Origin of the sequence: Halodesulfovibrio aestuarii DSM 17919 = ATCC 29578, from assembly GCF_000384815.1 — a bacterium.
In the GTDB taxonomy this organism is placed as follows: Bacteria; Desulfobacterota; Desulfovibrionia; order Desulfovibrionales; family Desulfovibrionaceae; genus Halodesulfovibrio; species Halodesulfovibrio aestuarii.
On sequence record NZ_ARQF01000019.1, the window covers coordinates 452,519 to 467,119 of the forward strand.

Below are 14,601 nucleotides of genomic sequence, written 5' to 3' on the forward strand. Positions count from 1 at the left end.
GTAAAATTATGACCCGCTTTTAGCGGGTCTTTTTTTTTACTCATTTTATTTGCTTTCACGTAATGTACACGCCGTCGGCTCATGGCTTCAAAATCCCGACAATCAAAATTCCTTCCAGACGATGTCCGCTTCCCCTCCCCTATAGATGAAAAGCGTCATAGTACCTGTTCTCACAGACACTCTTGCCCACTGACAGCACATAGCTACCTACTCAGAATACGGTCTTGCCATATGCATAGAATCCATAGCCTCATCAAATTCCTTTTCTTCAAGCAAGCCCTCTTCAAGCACCACTTCTTTAAGCGTTCTATCCTGTTCAAAGGCCTTTTTTGCTACCGCAGCTGCCTTATCGTATCCGATAGCCGGAGTTAACGCCGTCACAAGCATAAGAGACGATGACAAATACTCCTCAATTTTCCGAGCATTCAATTCCAGCCCCGCCACTGCGTACTGTGTAAACATACGGGTAGCATCTGTGATCAAGCGGATCGACGTAAGCAGGTTGTAAATCATTAACGGACGATACACATTAAGCTGCATAACACCCTGCGACCCTGCAAAGGCCAATGATGAATCAAGCCCCATCACTTGCACACACACCATCGCCAACGCTTCGCACTGAGTGGGATTCACCTTGCCGGGCATAATAGAAGAGCCGGGTTCATTGGCCGGAAGAACATATTCACCGATTCCCGCACGAGGACCGGAAGAAAGCAGGGCAATATCATTTGCTATTTTGAGCAAACTACACGCCAGAGTTCGGACAGCACCGGATGCGGAAACAATCTCATCACTGGATGCCAGCCCTGCAAAAGTATTCTCCATTTGGGTAAATGGAATTCCTATATATTCAGCAAGGTGTCCTATGGCGCGTTTTGCAAATCCCTTTGGTGCATTCAGCCCTGTTCCGATGGCAGTGCCCCCCAAAGGAAGCATGTGCAGCTGCGGCAGGATTTGCTCCAGCCGAACCAGATCAGCCTCAAGTTGATATGCAAAAGCGGAGAGTTCCTGTCCTACGGTCATAGGGACAGCATCCTGCCTGTGCGTCCGGCCTAGCTTGGGAACATCTGTCCACAAGGCAGCCTTTTCCTCAAGAGTCCGGATGAGCCCTTCAATGGCAGGAGTTAAATAATATTCTATGGCTATGGCTGCCGCCACATTCATAGCACTCGGGAAAACATCATTGGAAGACTGCGAGCGGTTCACGTGATCATTGGGATGTACCGGCGACTTGCTTCCGAGAAGGCTGCCGGCCATCTCGTTTGCACGGTTAGCAATCACCTCGTTCACATTCATGTTCGTCTGTGTCCCACTGCCCGTCTGCCACACATGAAGTGGAAATTGAGCATCATGCCCGCCGTTACAAATTTCATCCGCCACTTCGACAATCAGGTGACCAATGTCTTCTGCAAGCACACCTAACTCTACGTTAGCATGTGCTGCTGCCTTTTTAATATGAGCAAGAGCAACAATGACCTCCAATGGAATCCGTTCCGCACCTATGGCAAAGTGCTGCAACGACCGCTGTGTCTGCGCCCCCCAGTAACAATCTTCAGGCACCTCAATACTGCCCATTGAATCAGATTCAATCCGGATCCCCTGCGTCATGATTACTCCCTGATCAAACGTTACATACGACAAAGCCACCTTTCCAAACCAAATGAGCCAGCCCCCTGCCAAAACTATAACAGTAGAAAATTCAGAGTACTGTTTTGTGTTGCACTTCTATCAATCTGCACCCCGGGCACAGGGATGCTCACAACCCAACTCATCAATTGCCCAGTCATGCAGCATTTTTAAAATTGAAAGTCCACTCCGTCCTAAATCTGTAAGAGCATATTCAACACGCGGCGGCACCTCTGGATACACTGTACGGATAAGTAACCCGTCTCGTTCCATCTCCTTAAGCTGCTGTGTCAGCATCTTCTGACTTACCCCCGGAACAATACGCTCCAGCTCTTTATATCGTTTGCCCCCCTCACCCAGATGCCAGAGTATCAGGCTCTTCCATTTTCCACTGATCACATCCATGCCCACTTCTACAGGGCATCGATATTCCTTGCCGTTCCACATAATCATAAAAAAAATTATCCCTCGAAAACACGCTATTACCAACAAAACTTACCAAAAGGTATGCTGTAGAGGAAAAGGTGCCTTCTTGTTCTTTAAAAATAACATGTTATATATAGTGCGTGAAGTAAAATGAAAACATTACGAGATTACTTACGCCCTTGGTAGAAATCAGGTTAAACCGCAGCCTTTTTATGGTACAATCAACCCCTTACCAAAAATCACCATATTTTTTCAGGAGAGAACATGAACGTACTTGAAGCTATTGCCAACCGCCGCTCCATACGCAGATTTACAACTGAAGTAGTCAGTGAAGAAAACATCAACACCCTCCTCAAAGCCGCCATGGCAGCCCCAAGTGCCGGTAACGAACAGCCTTGGCAATTCATTGTAATTGACGATAAAAAACTGCTTGAAAAAACTGCAAAGCTCAGTCCATATATCGGCATGGCTGCAAAATCTCCTCTATCCATAATGGTTCTAGGTGACCGCAGCGTAGAAAAATACCCCGGAAACTGGATGCTCGATTGCTCCGCAGCTATTCAGAACTTACTTCTTGCAGCGCATAGCGAAGGACTTGGCGCTGTGTGGTGCGGGTTATGGCCGGAAGAAGACCGCGTAAATGCAGCCCGCTCACTGGTTAATGCACCGGAGAACGTTGTGCCTCTCGCTGTTATTGTACTTGGACACCCTGATCAGGACTTGCAAGCTCAGGACAGATTCGATGCAACCCGTGTTCACAGAAACACATGGTAGTACAGTAACGAACTTGCACAAAATGAAGCAAAAGGCGTTTTTGAAACAAAAAGAGGGTTGTTCCCTCCAAAATCAAGTCATTTATGCTGAGCTCATTATATAGGCGATTTTATATCATGTAAATTCATCATGTTACATACGACTTTTGGCTTATTTAACAAAAATTTTAAATTTCGTATTGACATAAATCGCCTCTCGTCACTATTCTTCAGCATCGAATTTAACAAACTTGTTAAGGAAATCAGAAACACCATGAACGCAATCTTTGCCAAACCAGCTTCTTACGAAACCAACTTTTATTTTTGGTTCTTCTTTAGCTATGGCAAAGCCCGTGGCCGGTTTTCTGGTGCCTTCTTGTAAGCAAACATTCGACACCAACTAGAAAACTTAGAGCCGCGGGCACACAGCCTGCGGCTCTTTTTTTTATGCGCAAGCTGTGGCGGCCAACCCTAAAACTTCATTGAACCACTTGATAAGAAAATGCCCTTTTAGCAACTATGCCAAACGCCCAAAGATTGATAAAAGATCGGGCAAGCAAAACAAAACTGGTTTTTTGCTGCATAATGCTAACAACAATGCATTCTAACTTACCGGGTGATTGCTTCACTGAGTACACGCTAAGGAGAATACGATGGAAATTGGCAAGAAGATCCGCATGGAGCGCATCATCAACAGAGTCACCGGACGAACAATCATTGTTCCTATGGATCACGGTGTTTCTGTAGGCCCGATTGACGGACTTGTAGATATGCGGAAAGCTGTCAGTAACATTGCAGAAGGTGGCGCAGACGCCGTACTGATGCACAAAGGGCTTGTTCGCTGCGGTCACCGTGCAGGCGGACGTGACGTTGGACTTATCGTTCATCTCTCAAGCTCAACGTCCCTTTCACCTACACCTAATGCTAAAATACTTACTGCAACCGTTGAAGATGCAATTAAACACGGTGCAGACGGTGTATCCGTTCACGTTAACCTAGGCGATGAAACAGAAAGCCAAATGCTGGCAGACCTCGGCAAAGTGTCCGCGATTGCAAACGAATGGGGCATCCCGCTTCTCGCAATGATGTACGCCCGTGGCAAACACATCCACAATTCTTACGACGCCACACACATCGCCCATTGTGCCCGTGTTGCGGTAGAATTAGGCGCAGACATCGTCAAAGTTTCCTACCCTGGCGATATTGACTCTTTCTCCCATGTTGTTGAAGCGTGCTGTGTACCTGTCGTTATCGCCGGTGGCGAAAAAATGAACTCCACCCGCGAATTCATCACCATGGTTCACGACTCTGTTCGCGCTGGCGGTGCCGGTCTTTCAGTCGGTCGTAACGTCTTCCAGCACAAAAACAGTGCAATGCTCGTTAAAGCGCTCCGCGGCGTAGTGCATGAAGACTGGGATGTTGAGCAGGCAATGGAACTCGTAGGAAACGATTAACCCGATATTATCCGGACTCAGAAAAATGAAAAAAGTTCTCTTCGCAAGCGTACCGTTCAATAAAGATCACGTCACCCTCGCTCTGGAATCTGGCGTTGATGGCATTATCGTACCAGAAAAAGAAATGGCCGGAGTAGCCAGCCTGTCCCTCTGCACTGTACTCGCAGCAGAGTCTATGCCTGTCATTACGCTTACTGAAAAAAGTGTTGAAGAAGAGGCAGTAGAACGTCTGAAAAAAGGCGAGCAAGTCATTATCGGTCACGGATGGGAAATTATCCCGATTGAAAATTTATTAGCGCAGTCTGACAACGTGCTGGTTGAAGCCAACACAGTCGAAGAAGCGCACCTTGCTTTCGGCATTCTTGAAAGAGGCGTAGAAGGCGTGGTTGTAACCGCAGATGGAATTACTCAATTGAAGCAGATTATAGCACAATGCAAACTTTCCATGGGCACTTTAGACCTTGTTCCGGCAACAGTTACCGAGGTTCGTCCCTCCGGCTTAGGCCACCGAGTTTGTGTTGACACACTCTCCATCCTCAAGAGAGGTCAGGGTATGCTCGTCGGTAATTCTTCAGCCTTTACCTTCCTCGTCCACGCAGAAACCGAAAACAATGAGTACGTAGCTGCCCGCCCGTTCCGTATCAATGCCGGTGCAGTGCATGCGTATACACAGCTTCCGCACGATAAAACAACATACCTTGAAGAACTTTCTTCCGGCGACGAAGTGCTCATCGTCAACCACGACGGAACAACTTCCACCGCAATCGTAGGACGCTGCAAAACAGAAGTACGTCCTATGCTGCTCATTAAAGCCGAAGTAAACGGGGTTGAAGGCGCAGTGTTCCTGCAGAATGCGGAAACCATTCGCGTAGTTGACACAAAAGGCAACCCGATCAGCGTTGTTAACGTAAAGAAAGGCGACGAAATTCTCGTTCGTACCGACATTGCGGGTCGTCATTTCGGCATGCGAATCGAAGAAGATATCAAGGAAGACTAATATGTCTGAACAAAAGAAAGTAGACACACCTGCAACAACAGGTGCCGATACAGATAACAGCGTAGATAATCTGCCACGCCTCAAAGAGGTTCGCAAAGAAATTGACGCAACAGACATTGAGCTTCTTGAATTACTCAACCGGCGGGCCTCTCTTTCTCTGGAAGTTGGCCAGCTGAAACGCGGTACACAAGATGTCGTATTTAAACCGTTCCGCGAAAAGGAAGTGCTCGATAACCTTCGTTCCAATAATCAGGGGCCTATACCTATTGAGCATCTGCGTTTTATCTACCGCGAAATATTCTCCTCCTCCCGAGCATTGCAGCGACCTCAACGAGTTGCTTATCTCGGGCCGGAAGGAACCTTTTCCTACTTTGCAGGAGTCAAGTTTCTGGGTCGTTCGGTAGATTACATACCGCAAAAAGACCTTAATGCTGTATTCAGTGCTGTTGTTAACAAAGAATGTGAGCTGGGAGTAATCCCGCTTGAAAATTCTCTACACGGCTCAGTCGGGCAAAGTCTTGACCTTTTCATGGAGTATGATCTTTACATAAAGGCTGAACTTTTCTGCCGCATCAGCCACAGCCTGCTTACCCGTGAAAAACTGCTTGCAGATATTCACACCGTATACTCACATCCGCAACCGTTGGGACAATGCTCCCACTGGCTACGCGCAACATTACCGAACGCGCGCATTATCCCGACAGAAAGTACCGCAGCAGCGGCGCGCCGGGTTCAGGAAGAAGAAGGTGCAGCAGCCATCGGACACGGCAGCCTTGCGGACTTACTCAAGCTAAATGTTCTTGCTGAACACATTGAAGACATGCAGGACAACTGGACACGCTTCGTCATCATCGGATCCAAGCCGAGCGACGGAGAAGGACAGGACAAAACATCCCTGCTCTTTACCGTACCGGATAAACCGGGTGCCCTCGCAAAAGTGCTTAACATTATGGCACGCGAAGGATTAAACATGAAGAAGCTCGAATCGCGTCCGATGCGCGGCGAAAAATGGCGTTACGTCTTCTTTGTCGATATTGAAAGCGACCTTTCTACCGAAGAATACGAGCAACTTCTAACAGAATTGCATACAGAATGTCAGTCTCTGCGCATTCTTGGAAGTTACCCTGCCGGACAATATATGGACTTTACTAAAGGCAGCGATATTGCCACAGTAACGGATAAGCAGAATAAATAATTAATAGTTAACTGGAGACACCCCCCATGATCGCTATCACCGCACCAGCTTCTAAATCAGTATCTCACCGTATGATCATCGGCGCCGCTATGGCAGCTGGAGAATCCATAGTGTCCGGAGTACTTGAAAGTGAAGATTTAGCCCGCACCATCGGTATCTTTAACGACTGCGGCGCAAGAATCTATCGGCAGGAAGCGGGCGTGTATAGCGTCACCGGTTGCTGCGGCACACCGGCGGGCGGAATAGATGAGCCTGTATCCTGTGACGTACATGAATCTGGAACAACATGCCGCCTATTAACGGCCGTTCTCGCAGCAGGGTTAGGTAAATTCCGCATCCACGGTGCGCCGCGCATGCATGAACGGCCTATAAAAGAGCTTGCAAATGCACTCTCAAGCCTTACAGTAAATGTTACATATGAAGGCGCAGAGGGGTGCCCCCCTGTAGTTTTGGACACAGACGGACTAAAAGGCAGCGAAGTTTCCATATCATTGGAAGAATCCAGTCAGTACCTCTCCGGCCTGCTGCTGGCAGCACCTTCCACACGTGGCCTGACTATTAATCTAGTCGGTAACAAAGCTGTGAGCTGGCCGTACGTGGGGCTTACGCTGGACGCAATGGAGCAGTTCGGCATCACCTTCAGCGTAGAAATGCTTGAAGATTCTGAATGGATTGAAAAAGACTGGCGCACATTTGAAACAGCTGTACCGAACAAAACCCGCTTCATTGTTAAACCAGGCATGTACCGAAATGGTTCCTACACTGTTGAAGGAGACTGGTCTAACGCATCATACTTCCTCGCAGCAGGTACGCTTGGTACTGAGCCAGTACGCATTGCCAATCTTCATGCGAATTCCTTGCAAGGTGACAAAGCGATGTTCACTATACTACAGCAGATGGGTGCCACTCTTGAAATAAATGACAAAAATGTCATTGTTCATCCTTCCAAATTGAAAGGAATTGATGTAGACATGGGGAACTGCCCAGACTTAGTTCCGACAGTTGCCGCACTTGCAGCATACGCAGAAGGTAGCACTACCATCCGCAACGTAGCGCATTTGCGGATTAAAGAGTGTGACCGTCTTGCCGCACCGGCAACAGAATTACGTAAAGCCGGTATCGACACTGAAGTCACAGAAGACGGAATAATTATCCGTCCTGATAGAAAAGCTATTACAGCGCCTGAAGGCACTGTATTTAAAACCTACAACGACCACCGTATGGCAATGAGTCTTTCATTACTCCAGTTCGCGCTCGGTGACATTGAGCTTGATAACAAAGCCTGTGTTTCTAAATCCTTCCCGACCTTCTGGGAAGAGTGGGAGAAAGTTTCACCATGCAGGAGATAGACTTTACGCTCAAAAAAGTTGCCGTTGTAGGAGCTACAGGGAAAATGGGAGCCATGTTTTGCCCCCGCTTTTCCAAAGCTGGTCTGGAAGTAGCAGAAATTGACCAGCCGTTAACAGACGAAGTGTTAGAGGCAGGAATTACAGATGCACAAATAGTGCTGGTATGTGTTCCGGCAGCCGTATTTAACGATGTTGTGAAGCGCGTTACCGCGCATATGAAGCCGCCACAGATTTTGGCGGATATTACTTCAGTAAAGGTTCAACCCATGATGCAGATGCAGAAAGCATACACAGGTCCCGTTGTGGGGACACATCCTCTCTTCGGCCCAGAGCCGAAGGCTGATGATGTACGTGTTGCAATTACGCCTTCCGAAGGCTGTGATGCAGACTCTGCACACATGGTTGAAGAACTCTTCACACGTATCGGCTGTGAGCCGTTCTGTTCTTCAGCAGAAGAGCATGACAAAGCTGCTGCACTCATCCAAAGTTTAAATTTCGTTACGTCTGTTTCTTATCTTGCCCTTCTGGCAGATAAGGAAAACGTAATGCCGTACCTTACGCCGTCTTTTGAACGCCGCCTGAAAGCTGCCGAAAAAATGATCACCAAAGATGCAGAACTCTTTGAAGGCTTATTTGAAGCAAACCCAAGCTCTCAGGATGCTGTGCGCTCCTATCGTTCTATCCTTAATATTGCTGCTGGTGGCGACATCAACGTTATCGTTGAGCGCGCTCTATGGTGGTGGCGATTTACGGATTCCTCAGGAGAAGTGCATCAATAGCTCCGTATTGTACCCTTCGTGCTTACACAAGTACAAAGCCGCACTTCTCATAAGAAGTGCGGCTTTTTTTATGACCCTATCAACACACTAAACGAGAGAACAAATGCCATGAAAATCAAGTTACAACAGACTGGCCAATGGTTGGCAGCAGACATTCAGACCCCCATAAGCCTCTTCCTGGGACTCGTCGGAACCAGTCAGGGATTTCTTCTTGAAAGTGCGGAAGTTGACGGCAGACGGGGCAGATATAGTGTTATCGGCTTTAACCTGCTTCTTCGTCTCGGCTGTAAAAACGGCAAACTGGAAGTAGCGTCCCGCGACAGCAGACTCAACGAGCTGAAAGAATACGAAGGGATGGACTTTATCGAAGGTGCCCGCAAGGTGATGGAAGCCATCCACATTGAGCCACAAGACGATATGAAAGAGCTCCCCGCTATTGCCCGCGGATTGTTTGGTTACTTCGGCTACACAACAATCGGCATGTTTGAAAAAAAATTAGAAGAAGTACTGCCACCGGAAAACAGCGATGCATGCCTTATGCTGCCCGGCACAATTGTTCTCTTTGATCACCTTTACAATAAGCTTTGCATGCTCAACCTCGCGGATAACCTTCCCGTCAAGATGGATCGAGCAGCGGTTGAACGCACACCGGAAGCACCTTGCATTGGCGAAGTAACCACCATACCGGACAAGGCTTCCTACATGCGCAACGTGCAGAAGGTACAGGAACAGCTACGGCAGGGTGAGGCCATTCAGGTTGTAGTATCAACCCGTTTTCAGGCTTCATTCGAAGGTGATCCTTTTGTTCTCTATCGCAGATTACGACAAATTAACCCGTCACCATACATGTTCTTCATGCGTCTTTCACACATCACGCTCATCGGCTCTTCACCGGAGACAATGGTACGATGCCAGAACAACGTAGTGGAAGTCTGCCCTATCGCCGGCACACGTCCACGAGGCGCAACAGATGCTGAGGATGCACAGCTGGCAGAAGATCTTCTTGCCGATCCGAAAGAACGCGCAGAACACGTAATGCTCGTAGACCTTGGACGAAACGACGTGGGACGCATCGCCGAAGCCGGCACAGTGTCCGTAGACAAATTTATGCAAGTCGAACGATTCAGCCATGTAATGCACATGACTTCATACGTGAAAGCACAACTTAAAAAGGGATATGATGCTCTCGACGTACTCGGAGCAACGTTCCCCGCAGGAACCGTAAGCGGCGCACCAAAGATTCGCGCCATCGAAATTATTGGAGAAACAGAAGCAGTCTCCCGAGGCGCCTACGCAGGAACCATCGGCTGGCTCGGTCTGGATAAGGAGTCCGTGAACCTCGATACCGGTATTCTTATCCGCACAATGTGGGTCAAAGACAACACTGTCCAATGGCAGTGCGGTGCGGGCATCGTTCATGACTCCATTCCTGAAAAGGAATGGGAAGAATGTCAGAACAAAGGCCGCGTACTCAAAGTGACTCTGAACGCCACAGGCCAAGCCGACGTTTTTGCAGGGCGATAATTAGACAATTTATTATTTCGCCTCCGGTGGTTGGAGGAAACCTTTTTTACGAGAGGTTCTCCCTCAGCTCTCCTTCCTAAAAATTTTATTTGCGAAACAGTTTCATCCACACAAAACATCACGGCTAAAGCCCCATGTGGATACCAAACAGACTCGCAATGGAGATAGTATGTTTCTTCTTATTGATAATTACGATTCCTTTACCTTTAACTTGGTGCAGGCATTCCAGAAAACCGGACGATATCCACACGTTGTCCGCAATGATGATCCTGAATTGTTGGAGCTTGCAGCAAGCGGAAAACTAGAGATGGTGTGTATCTCCCCCGGGCCGGGAAAACCGGAAAATGCAGGGCTGTGCCTAGAATTTTTAGCTCTGCTCCCTAAAGAAGTCCCCGTTCTGGGGGTTTGTTTAGGACATCAGGTTCTAGCCCATTTTGCAGGAGCCACTGTGGATGTTGCTCCGCGCATTATGCACGGGAAACATTCGAACATTGACCATACAGGCGAAGGGCTTTTTGAGGGAATAGCATCCCCAATGCAGGTAGCGCGCTACCATTCACTGATTATTACAAAAAATGAAGACACATTAATTGTTCCAACGTCCTCCACACAGACACCGGACGGCGAAGAGGAGATTATGAGCATAAAATATGCTGACCGCCCTTGGGTTGGTGTCCAGTTTCATCCCGAATCAATTCTGACACCAGAAGGTGAAACGATGCTGAAAAACTTTCCAGACAAAGTTTTAGTAAAAAGCTCATAATCTCCTCTCCCCAAAAGGTCTGTAACACAACGACCAAGGGATTCTTTTAAGCAACAGGAGTCCCTCATAGGAGGTACCATAATGGATAAAAGGAACAAGAAAATGAATACGACACAGATATTAGAACAGTTGGCGGACGGAAAACATCTGAACGGAGATGTCGCTCACTGCGTCTTTACCGAATTGATGGACGGCAAAATGACATCCGGTCAGGCAGGCTCTTTATTGATGGGGTTACGCCAGAAAGGCGAAACTGCAGAAGAGATTCATGCTGCGGTGCGTGTTTGTCTTGAACGTGCCAAACCTGTTGAAGCAATTGAAGGCGCAACTATCGATCTGGTTGGCACAGGCGGCGATGGTAAGCATTCTTTTAACTGTTCCACAGCCACAGCGCTTACACTTGCGGGGATGGGCTATACGGTAACAAAGCATGGTAACCGCGCAGTGTCTTCATCATGCGGCAGCGCAGATGCTGTTGAAGGTCTTGGGCTACCGCTCCGTTTGTTACCGGAAGAGATTCCTGCAGAGCTTGCAAAACGCAACTTCGCTTTCTTGTTCGCACCTGATTATCACCCTGCATTCAAGCACGTAATGCCGGTTCGCAAAGAACTTGGGTACCGCACCCTGTTTAACCTGCTCGGCCCGCTGCTTAACCCAGCCCGTCCAACCCATATGCTGCTTGGTGTTGCTAAACCGGAGTTTATGGAAATTATGGCAGAAGTACTGGCGCAGGCCGGTGTTGAGCGTGCAGCGGTTGTCCATGGCGCAGGTGGATATGATGAACTAACCACAAACGGTATAGCGAAAGTGATTTTCGTAGAAAACGGAACTATCCGTCACGCGGAGCTTGATCCGGCAGAGTTTGGATTTGAACCATGTGCAGAAGATGATCTTGCAGTTCAAGGGAAAGAGGAAGGATTAGCAGTGCTACACGAGTTACTGGAAGGGAAAGGCCCAAAAGCGATGCAGGATATGCTGGCATTGAACACAGGCATGGCATTGCACCTTATTACTAATGAACCACTTAAAACCTGTATGGAACGCGCACGCGAAGCCGTTGCGGCAGGAGTCGGAAGGAAAGTCCTCGATGCTTAATAAGTTTCTTGCAGCGAAGCATGCTGAAATAGCACGACTTGTTCAATTGAATAACAATAATGCGTTGCCAGCGGCCTACAAAGGTGAACGTATCCCATTTGCTGCTACGTTGCGTGCAAACAAACTGGCCTGCATTGCTGAATATAAACGTGCTTCTCCTTCCCGTGGTGATATTGCACCACACCTTTCTCCTGAAGATGTAGCAGAGCAATATGCAAAAGCAGGAGCAACAGCACTTTCAGTGCTAACTGAAGAAAAGTACTTTAAAGGTAAGCTTGAGTACTTAGAACGTATGCAGTTTGTTGGCCTACCAATGTTACGCAAGGATTTTATTGTACATCCTTTGCAAGTTATTGAGACAGCATCTACACCCGCATCCGCTCAGCTGCTCATTGCGCGTATGTTTAATTCACCAGCAGAAATTGCTGAATTAATTGAACTTGGAGCATCGTTTGGAATTGAAAGTGTCGTAGAGGTCTTCAACCACACGGACCTTGTTCTCGCCAGACTTGCTAACGCTACAATAATTCAGGTAAACAATAGAAATCTAGACACCTTGGAAACAGACCTTGCTATATGCAAGCGTATGATTCCTCACCGCAGAACTGCCGAAGTATGGATAGCGGCCAGCGGTATTTCGTCGTCAACACAACGACGCCAAGTTGAAGCGGCGGGATACGATGCAATGCTGGTCGGCACAGCCCTTATGCAGGATGGAGAACCGCAAAAGGCGCTTACTCGCCTACTCGAATAACCTCAAGGAGAGCATTTATGGCGCACAAAGAATCCTTTGTGAAAGTATGTGGCATTACCACACAGCAGGATGCAGATTTATGCATCAAACTGGGCGCAGATCTCATCGGGTTTATCTTTGATGAAAAAAGCCCCAGAGCTATGACAGTGGAAAAGGTAAAAGCCATTGAGACAGAAGACGTCATGCGCGTCGGTGTTTTTACGCACCAGACAGCAGACGAAGTGCGTCTAATAATGCAGCGGGCAAAACTACATCTTGCTCAACTTCATAATGATCAGGACACAAAATTTGCGGCCAGAGTTGGCAAGCAGAAGGTAATGAAAGTGTTCTGGCCTGCCCGCTACGAAACACGGGAAGAGCTTGAGGCTGAAATGAAAAAGTTTGTGGATTGCTCACGTTTTTTCCTTATGGACGCCGGAACATCCGGCGGCGGACACGGCAAAGCACAGGACTGGGGCTTCCTTAACGGACTGCGCGGATACAAAACATGGTTTGTCGCAGGCGGTATTGGCCCGGATAACGTAACAGAAGTGCTCAAAGGGTGCGCCCCCTGCGGCATCGACGTCAATTCAGGTGTAGAATCTGAACCGGGTAAAAAAGATCCGGAAAAGCTGCGAATCGTTATGGAGGCGCTCAGCGCCCCCATATTACCATAAATTTCAAAAGTCTTTGGCGTAAGACTACGGAAAGAGAGAATATCATGAATAAAGGATACTTCGGCAAGTTTGGTGGTCAATATGTAGCGGAACTTCTTATTCCGCCCCTTAAAGAACTGGAACATGCTTTAAAGCATATTGTGCCTACAGAGGCGTTTCAGAAAGAGTTTTCAGATTACCTCAAAAACTATGTGGGACGTGAAAGCCCTCTTACTCATTGCCCCACTCTTTCAAAAGATTTGGGCTTTAACCTGTACCTCAAACGTGAAGACTTAAACCATACAGGTTCTCACAAGATTAACAACGTGCTTGGTCAGGCACTGTTAGCAAAGCATATGGGTAAAAAAGCTCTGCTCACTGAAACCGGTGCAGGCATGAACGGTGTTGCAACTGCAACCGCTGCCCGTGCTCTCGGTATGGATTGTATTGTTTTTATGGGAGCTGTCGATGTGGAAAGACAATCCCATAACGTACGCCGCATGAAACTACTCGGAGCAACCGTTGTTCCTGTTGAGTCAGGTTCCAAAACGTTGAAAGACGCTATTAACGAAGCACTCCGCTTCTGGATTAAAGAGCAGGCTACCTACCACTACTGCTTTGGCACTGCTGCTGGGCCACATCCGTTTCCAACCCTTGTGCGTGAATTCCAGTCTGTTGTTGGCAAGGAAGCCCGCAGACAGATCCTTGAACGCACCGGAGCACTGCCACATTCCGTTATTGCCTGCGTAGGTGGTGGTTCCAACGCTATCGGCATCTTTTCCGGATTCATTGATGATCCTGAAGTTCAGCTTATCGGCGTAGAAGCAGCAGGTACCGGCGAAGAAGGCTGCACGAACTCTGCTCCGATTTGTCTTGGAACAGATGGAATTCTGCACGGCCAAAGAACCATGCTCCTTCAGGACGATGACGGTCAAATTCTTCCATCCCATTCCATTGCGGGTGGACTTGATTACCCGGGCGTAGGCCCTGAACACGCGCATCTGAACGACTGTGGTCGCGCAATTTACGTAAAAGTTAATGACTGCCAAGCATTAAATGCATTCAAGGCACTCACCCGTGCTGAAGGCATTATTCCAGCACTGGAAAGTTCTCATGCCGTTGCGTACGTGCTTGAAAACAAAGATGAATTCCCGAAAGACTGCAATGTTATTGTTAACCTTTCAGGACGCGGTGACAAAGATATGGATATTGTTGAACAATGTACCGAGCTGTTTGATTAAGAGGGGGCAGT

The 14,601-nt window shown here is 48.0% G+C and carries 14 protein-coding genes; 12 read left to right on the plus strand and 2 right to left on the minus strand.

Features of this window, described 5'->3' with window-relative positions; genetic code table 11:
• Nucleotides 1-207: 207 nt before the first annotated feature.
• Together F461_RS0105870 and F461_RS0105875 are read right to left on the minus strand one after the other, a co-directional pair.
• Entirely contained in the window at nt 208-1,608 is a 1,401-nt protein-coding gene (locus F461_RS0105870; protein ID WP_020000220.1) for a class II fumarate hydratase, read from the minus strand.
• Between the two features lie 120 nt (nt 1,609-1,728).
• Complete coding sequence (locus F461_RS0105875) at nt 1,729-2,079, minus strand: winged helix-turn-helix transcriptional regulator (protein WP_020000221.1); 351 nt, start codon at nt 2,077-2,079, stop codon at nt 1,729-1,731.
• 237 nt (nt 2,080-2,316) lie between these two features.
• Here F461_RS0105875 and F461_RS0105880 point away from each other — a divergent pair, with 237 nt between their 5' ends.
• The 12 genes from F461_RS0105880 (at nt 2,317) to trpB (ending at nt 14,590) form a co-directional block, all read left to right on the plus strand.
• Nucleotides 2,317-2,826 (plus strand): nitroreductase family protein, encoded by a 510-nt coding sequence (locus F461_RS0105880; RefSeq protein WP_020000222.1) that lies wholly within the window; start codon nt 2,317-2,319, stop codon nt 2,824-2,826.
• 631 nt (nt 2,827-3,457) lie between these two features.
• Nucleotides 3,458-4,258: a 2-amino-3,7-dideoxy-D-threo-hept-6-ulosonate synthase gene (locus tag F461_RS0105890; RefSeq protein ID WP_020000224.1), complete on the plus strand. Its 801-nt coding sequence runs from the start codon at nt 3,458-3,460 to the stop codon at nt 4,256-4,258.
• 25 nt (nt 4,259-4,283) lie between these two features.
• Nucleotides 4,284-5,255: a 3-dehydroquinate synthase II family protein gene (locus F461_RS0105895; protein ID WP_020000225.1), complete on the plus strand. Its 972-nt coding sequence runs from the start codon at nt 4,284-4,286 to the stop codon at nt 5,253-5,255.
• 1 nt (nt 5,256) lies between these two features.
• Entirely contained in the window at nt 5,257-6,450 is a 1,194-nt protein-coding gene (pheA, locus tag F461_RS0105900) for a prephenate dehydratase (protein ID WP_020000226.1), read from the plus strand.
• Nucleotides 6,451-6,476: 26 nt separating this feature from the next.
• Entirely contained in the window at nt 6,477-7,799 is a 1,323-nt protein-coding gene (gene aroA / locus F461_RS0105905; protein WP_020000227.1) for a 3-phosphoshikimate 1-carboxyvinyltransferase, read from the plus strand.
• Nucleotides 7,787-8,578: a prephenate dehydrogenase/arogenate dehydrogenase family protein gene (locus tag F461_RS0105910; RefSeq protein ID WP_020000228.1), complete on the plus strand. Its 792-nt coding sequence runs from the start codon at nt 7,787-7,789 to the stop codon at nt 8,576-8,578. The genes aroA and F461_RS0105910 overlap by 13 nt, the downstream gene beginning before the upstream one ends.
• A gap of 108 nt (nt 8,579-8,686) precedes the next feature.
• Nucleotides 8,687-10,102: an anthranilate synthase component I family protein gene (locus F461_RS0105915; RefSeq protein WP_026364645.1), complete on the plus strand. Its 1,416-nt coding sequence runs from the start codon at nt 8,687-8,689 to the stop codon at nt 10,100-10,102.
• A gap of 169 nt (nt 10,103-10,271) precedes the next feature.
• On the plus strand, nt 10,272-10,865 hold the full coding sequence (locus F461_RS0105920) for an anthranilate synthase component II (RefSeq protein ID WP_026364646.1): 594 nt from the start codon (nt 10,272-10,274) through the stop codon (nt 10,863-10,865).
• An 81-nt stretch (nt 10,866-10,946) separates the two neighbouring features.
• On the plus strand, nt 10,947-11,960 hold the full coding sequence (trpD, locus tag F461_RS0105925) for an anthranilate phosphoribosyltransferase (RefSeq protein WP_235633768.1): 1,014 nt from the start codon (nt 10,947-10,949) through the stop codon (nt 11,958-11,960).
• A complete protein-coding gene (locus F461_RS0105930) occupies nt 11,953-12,714 on the plus strand; it encodes an indole-3-glycerol phosphate synthase TrpC (RefSeq protein WP_020000230.1) in 762 nt (253 codons plus the stop codon). Before trpD ends, F461_RS0105930 begins: the two co-directional genes overlap by 8 nt.
• A 17-nt stretch (nt 12,715-12,731) precedes the next feature.
• Nucleotides 12,732-13,370 carry a phosphoribosylanthranilate isomerase gene (locus F461_RS0105935; RefSeq protein WP_020000231.1) on the plus strand — a complete coding sequence of 213 codons (639 nt, stop codon included), beginning with the start codon at nt 12,732-12,734 and terminating at the stop codon, nt 13,368-13,370.
• A gap of 44 nt (nt 13,371-13,414) precedes the next feature.
• Nucleotides 13,415-14,590: a tryptophan synthase subunit beta gene (trpB, locus tag F461_RS0105940; protein ID WP_020000232.1), complete on the plus strand. Its 1,176-nt coding sequence runs from the start codon at nt 13,415-13,417 to the stop codon at nt 14,588-14,590.
• Nucleotides 14,591-14,601: the final 11 nt, after the last annotated feature.

Excerpts from the sequence above, each read along its gene's own strand:
- F461_RS0105870 (WP_020000220.1), bottom strand. The coding sequence starts at position 1,608 with ATGACGCAGGGGATCCGGATTGAATCTGATTCAATGGGCAGTATTGAG.
- F461_RS0105875 (WP_020000221.1), bottom strand. The coding sequence starts at position 2,079 with ATGATTATGTGGAACGGCAAGGAATATCGATGCCCTGTAGAAGTGGGC.
- F461_RS0105880 (WP_020000222.1), top strand. The coding sequence starts at position 2,317 with ATGAACGTACTTGAAGCTATTGCCAACCGCCGCTCCATACGCAGATTT.
- F461_RS0105890 (WP_020000224.1), top strand. The coding sequence starts at position 3,458 with ATGGAAATTGGCAAGAAGATCCGCATGGAGCGCATCATCAACAGAGTC.
- F461_RS0105895 (WP_020000225.1), top strand. The coding sequence starts at position 4,284 with ATGAAAAAAGTTCTCTTCGCAAGCGTACCGTTCAATAAAGATCACGTC.
- pheA (WP_020000226.1), top strand. The coding sequence starts at position 5,257 with ATGTCTGAACAAAAGAAAGTAGACACACCTGCAACAACAGGTGCCGAT.
- aroA (WP_020000227.1), top strand. The coding sequence starts at position 6,477 with ATGATCGCTATCACCGCACCAGCTTCTAAATCAGTATCTCACCGTATG.
- F461_RS0105910 (WP_020000228.1), top strand. The coding sequence starts at position 7,787 with ATGCAGGAGATAGACTTTACGCTCAAAAAAGTTGCCGTTGTAGGAGCT.
- F461_RS0105915 (WP_026364645.1), top strand. The coding sequence starts at position 8,687 with ATGAAAATCAAGTTACAACAGACTGGCCAATGGTTGGCAGCAGACATT.
- F461_RS0105920 (WP_026364646.1), top strand. The coding sequence starts at position 10,272 with ATGTTTCTTCTTATTGATAATTACGATTCCTTTACCTTTAACTTGGTG.
- trpD (WP_235633768.1), top strand. The coding sequence starts at position 10,947 with ATGGATAAAAGGAACAAGAAAATGAATACGACACAGATATTAGAACAG.
- F461_RS0105930 (WP_020000230.1), top strand. The coding sequence starts at position 11,953 with ATGCTTAATAAGTTTCTTGCAGCGAAGCATGCTGAAATAGCACGACTT.
- F461_RS0105935 (WP_020000231.1), top strand. The coding sequence starts at position 12,732 with ATGGCGCACAAAGAATCCTTTGTGAAAGTATGTGGCATTACCACACAG.
- trpB (WP_020000232.1), top strand. The coding sequence starts at position 13,415 with ATGAATAAAGGATACTTCGGCAAGTTTGGTGGTCAATATGTAGCGGAA.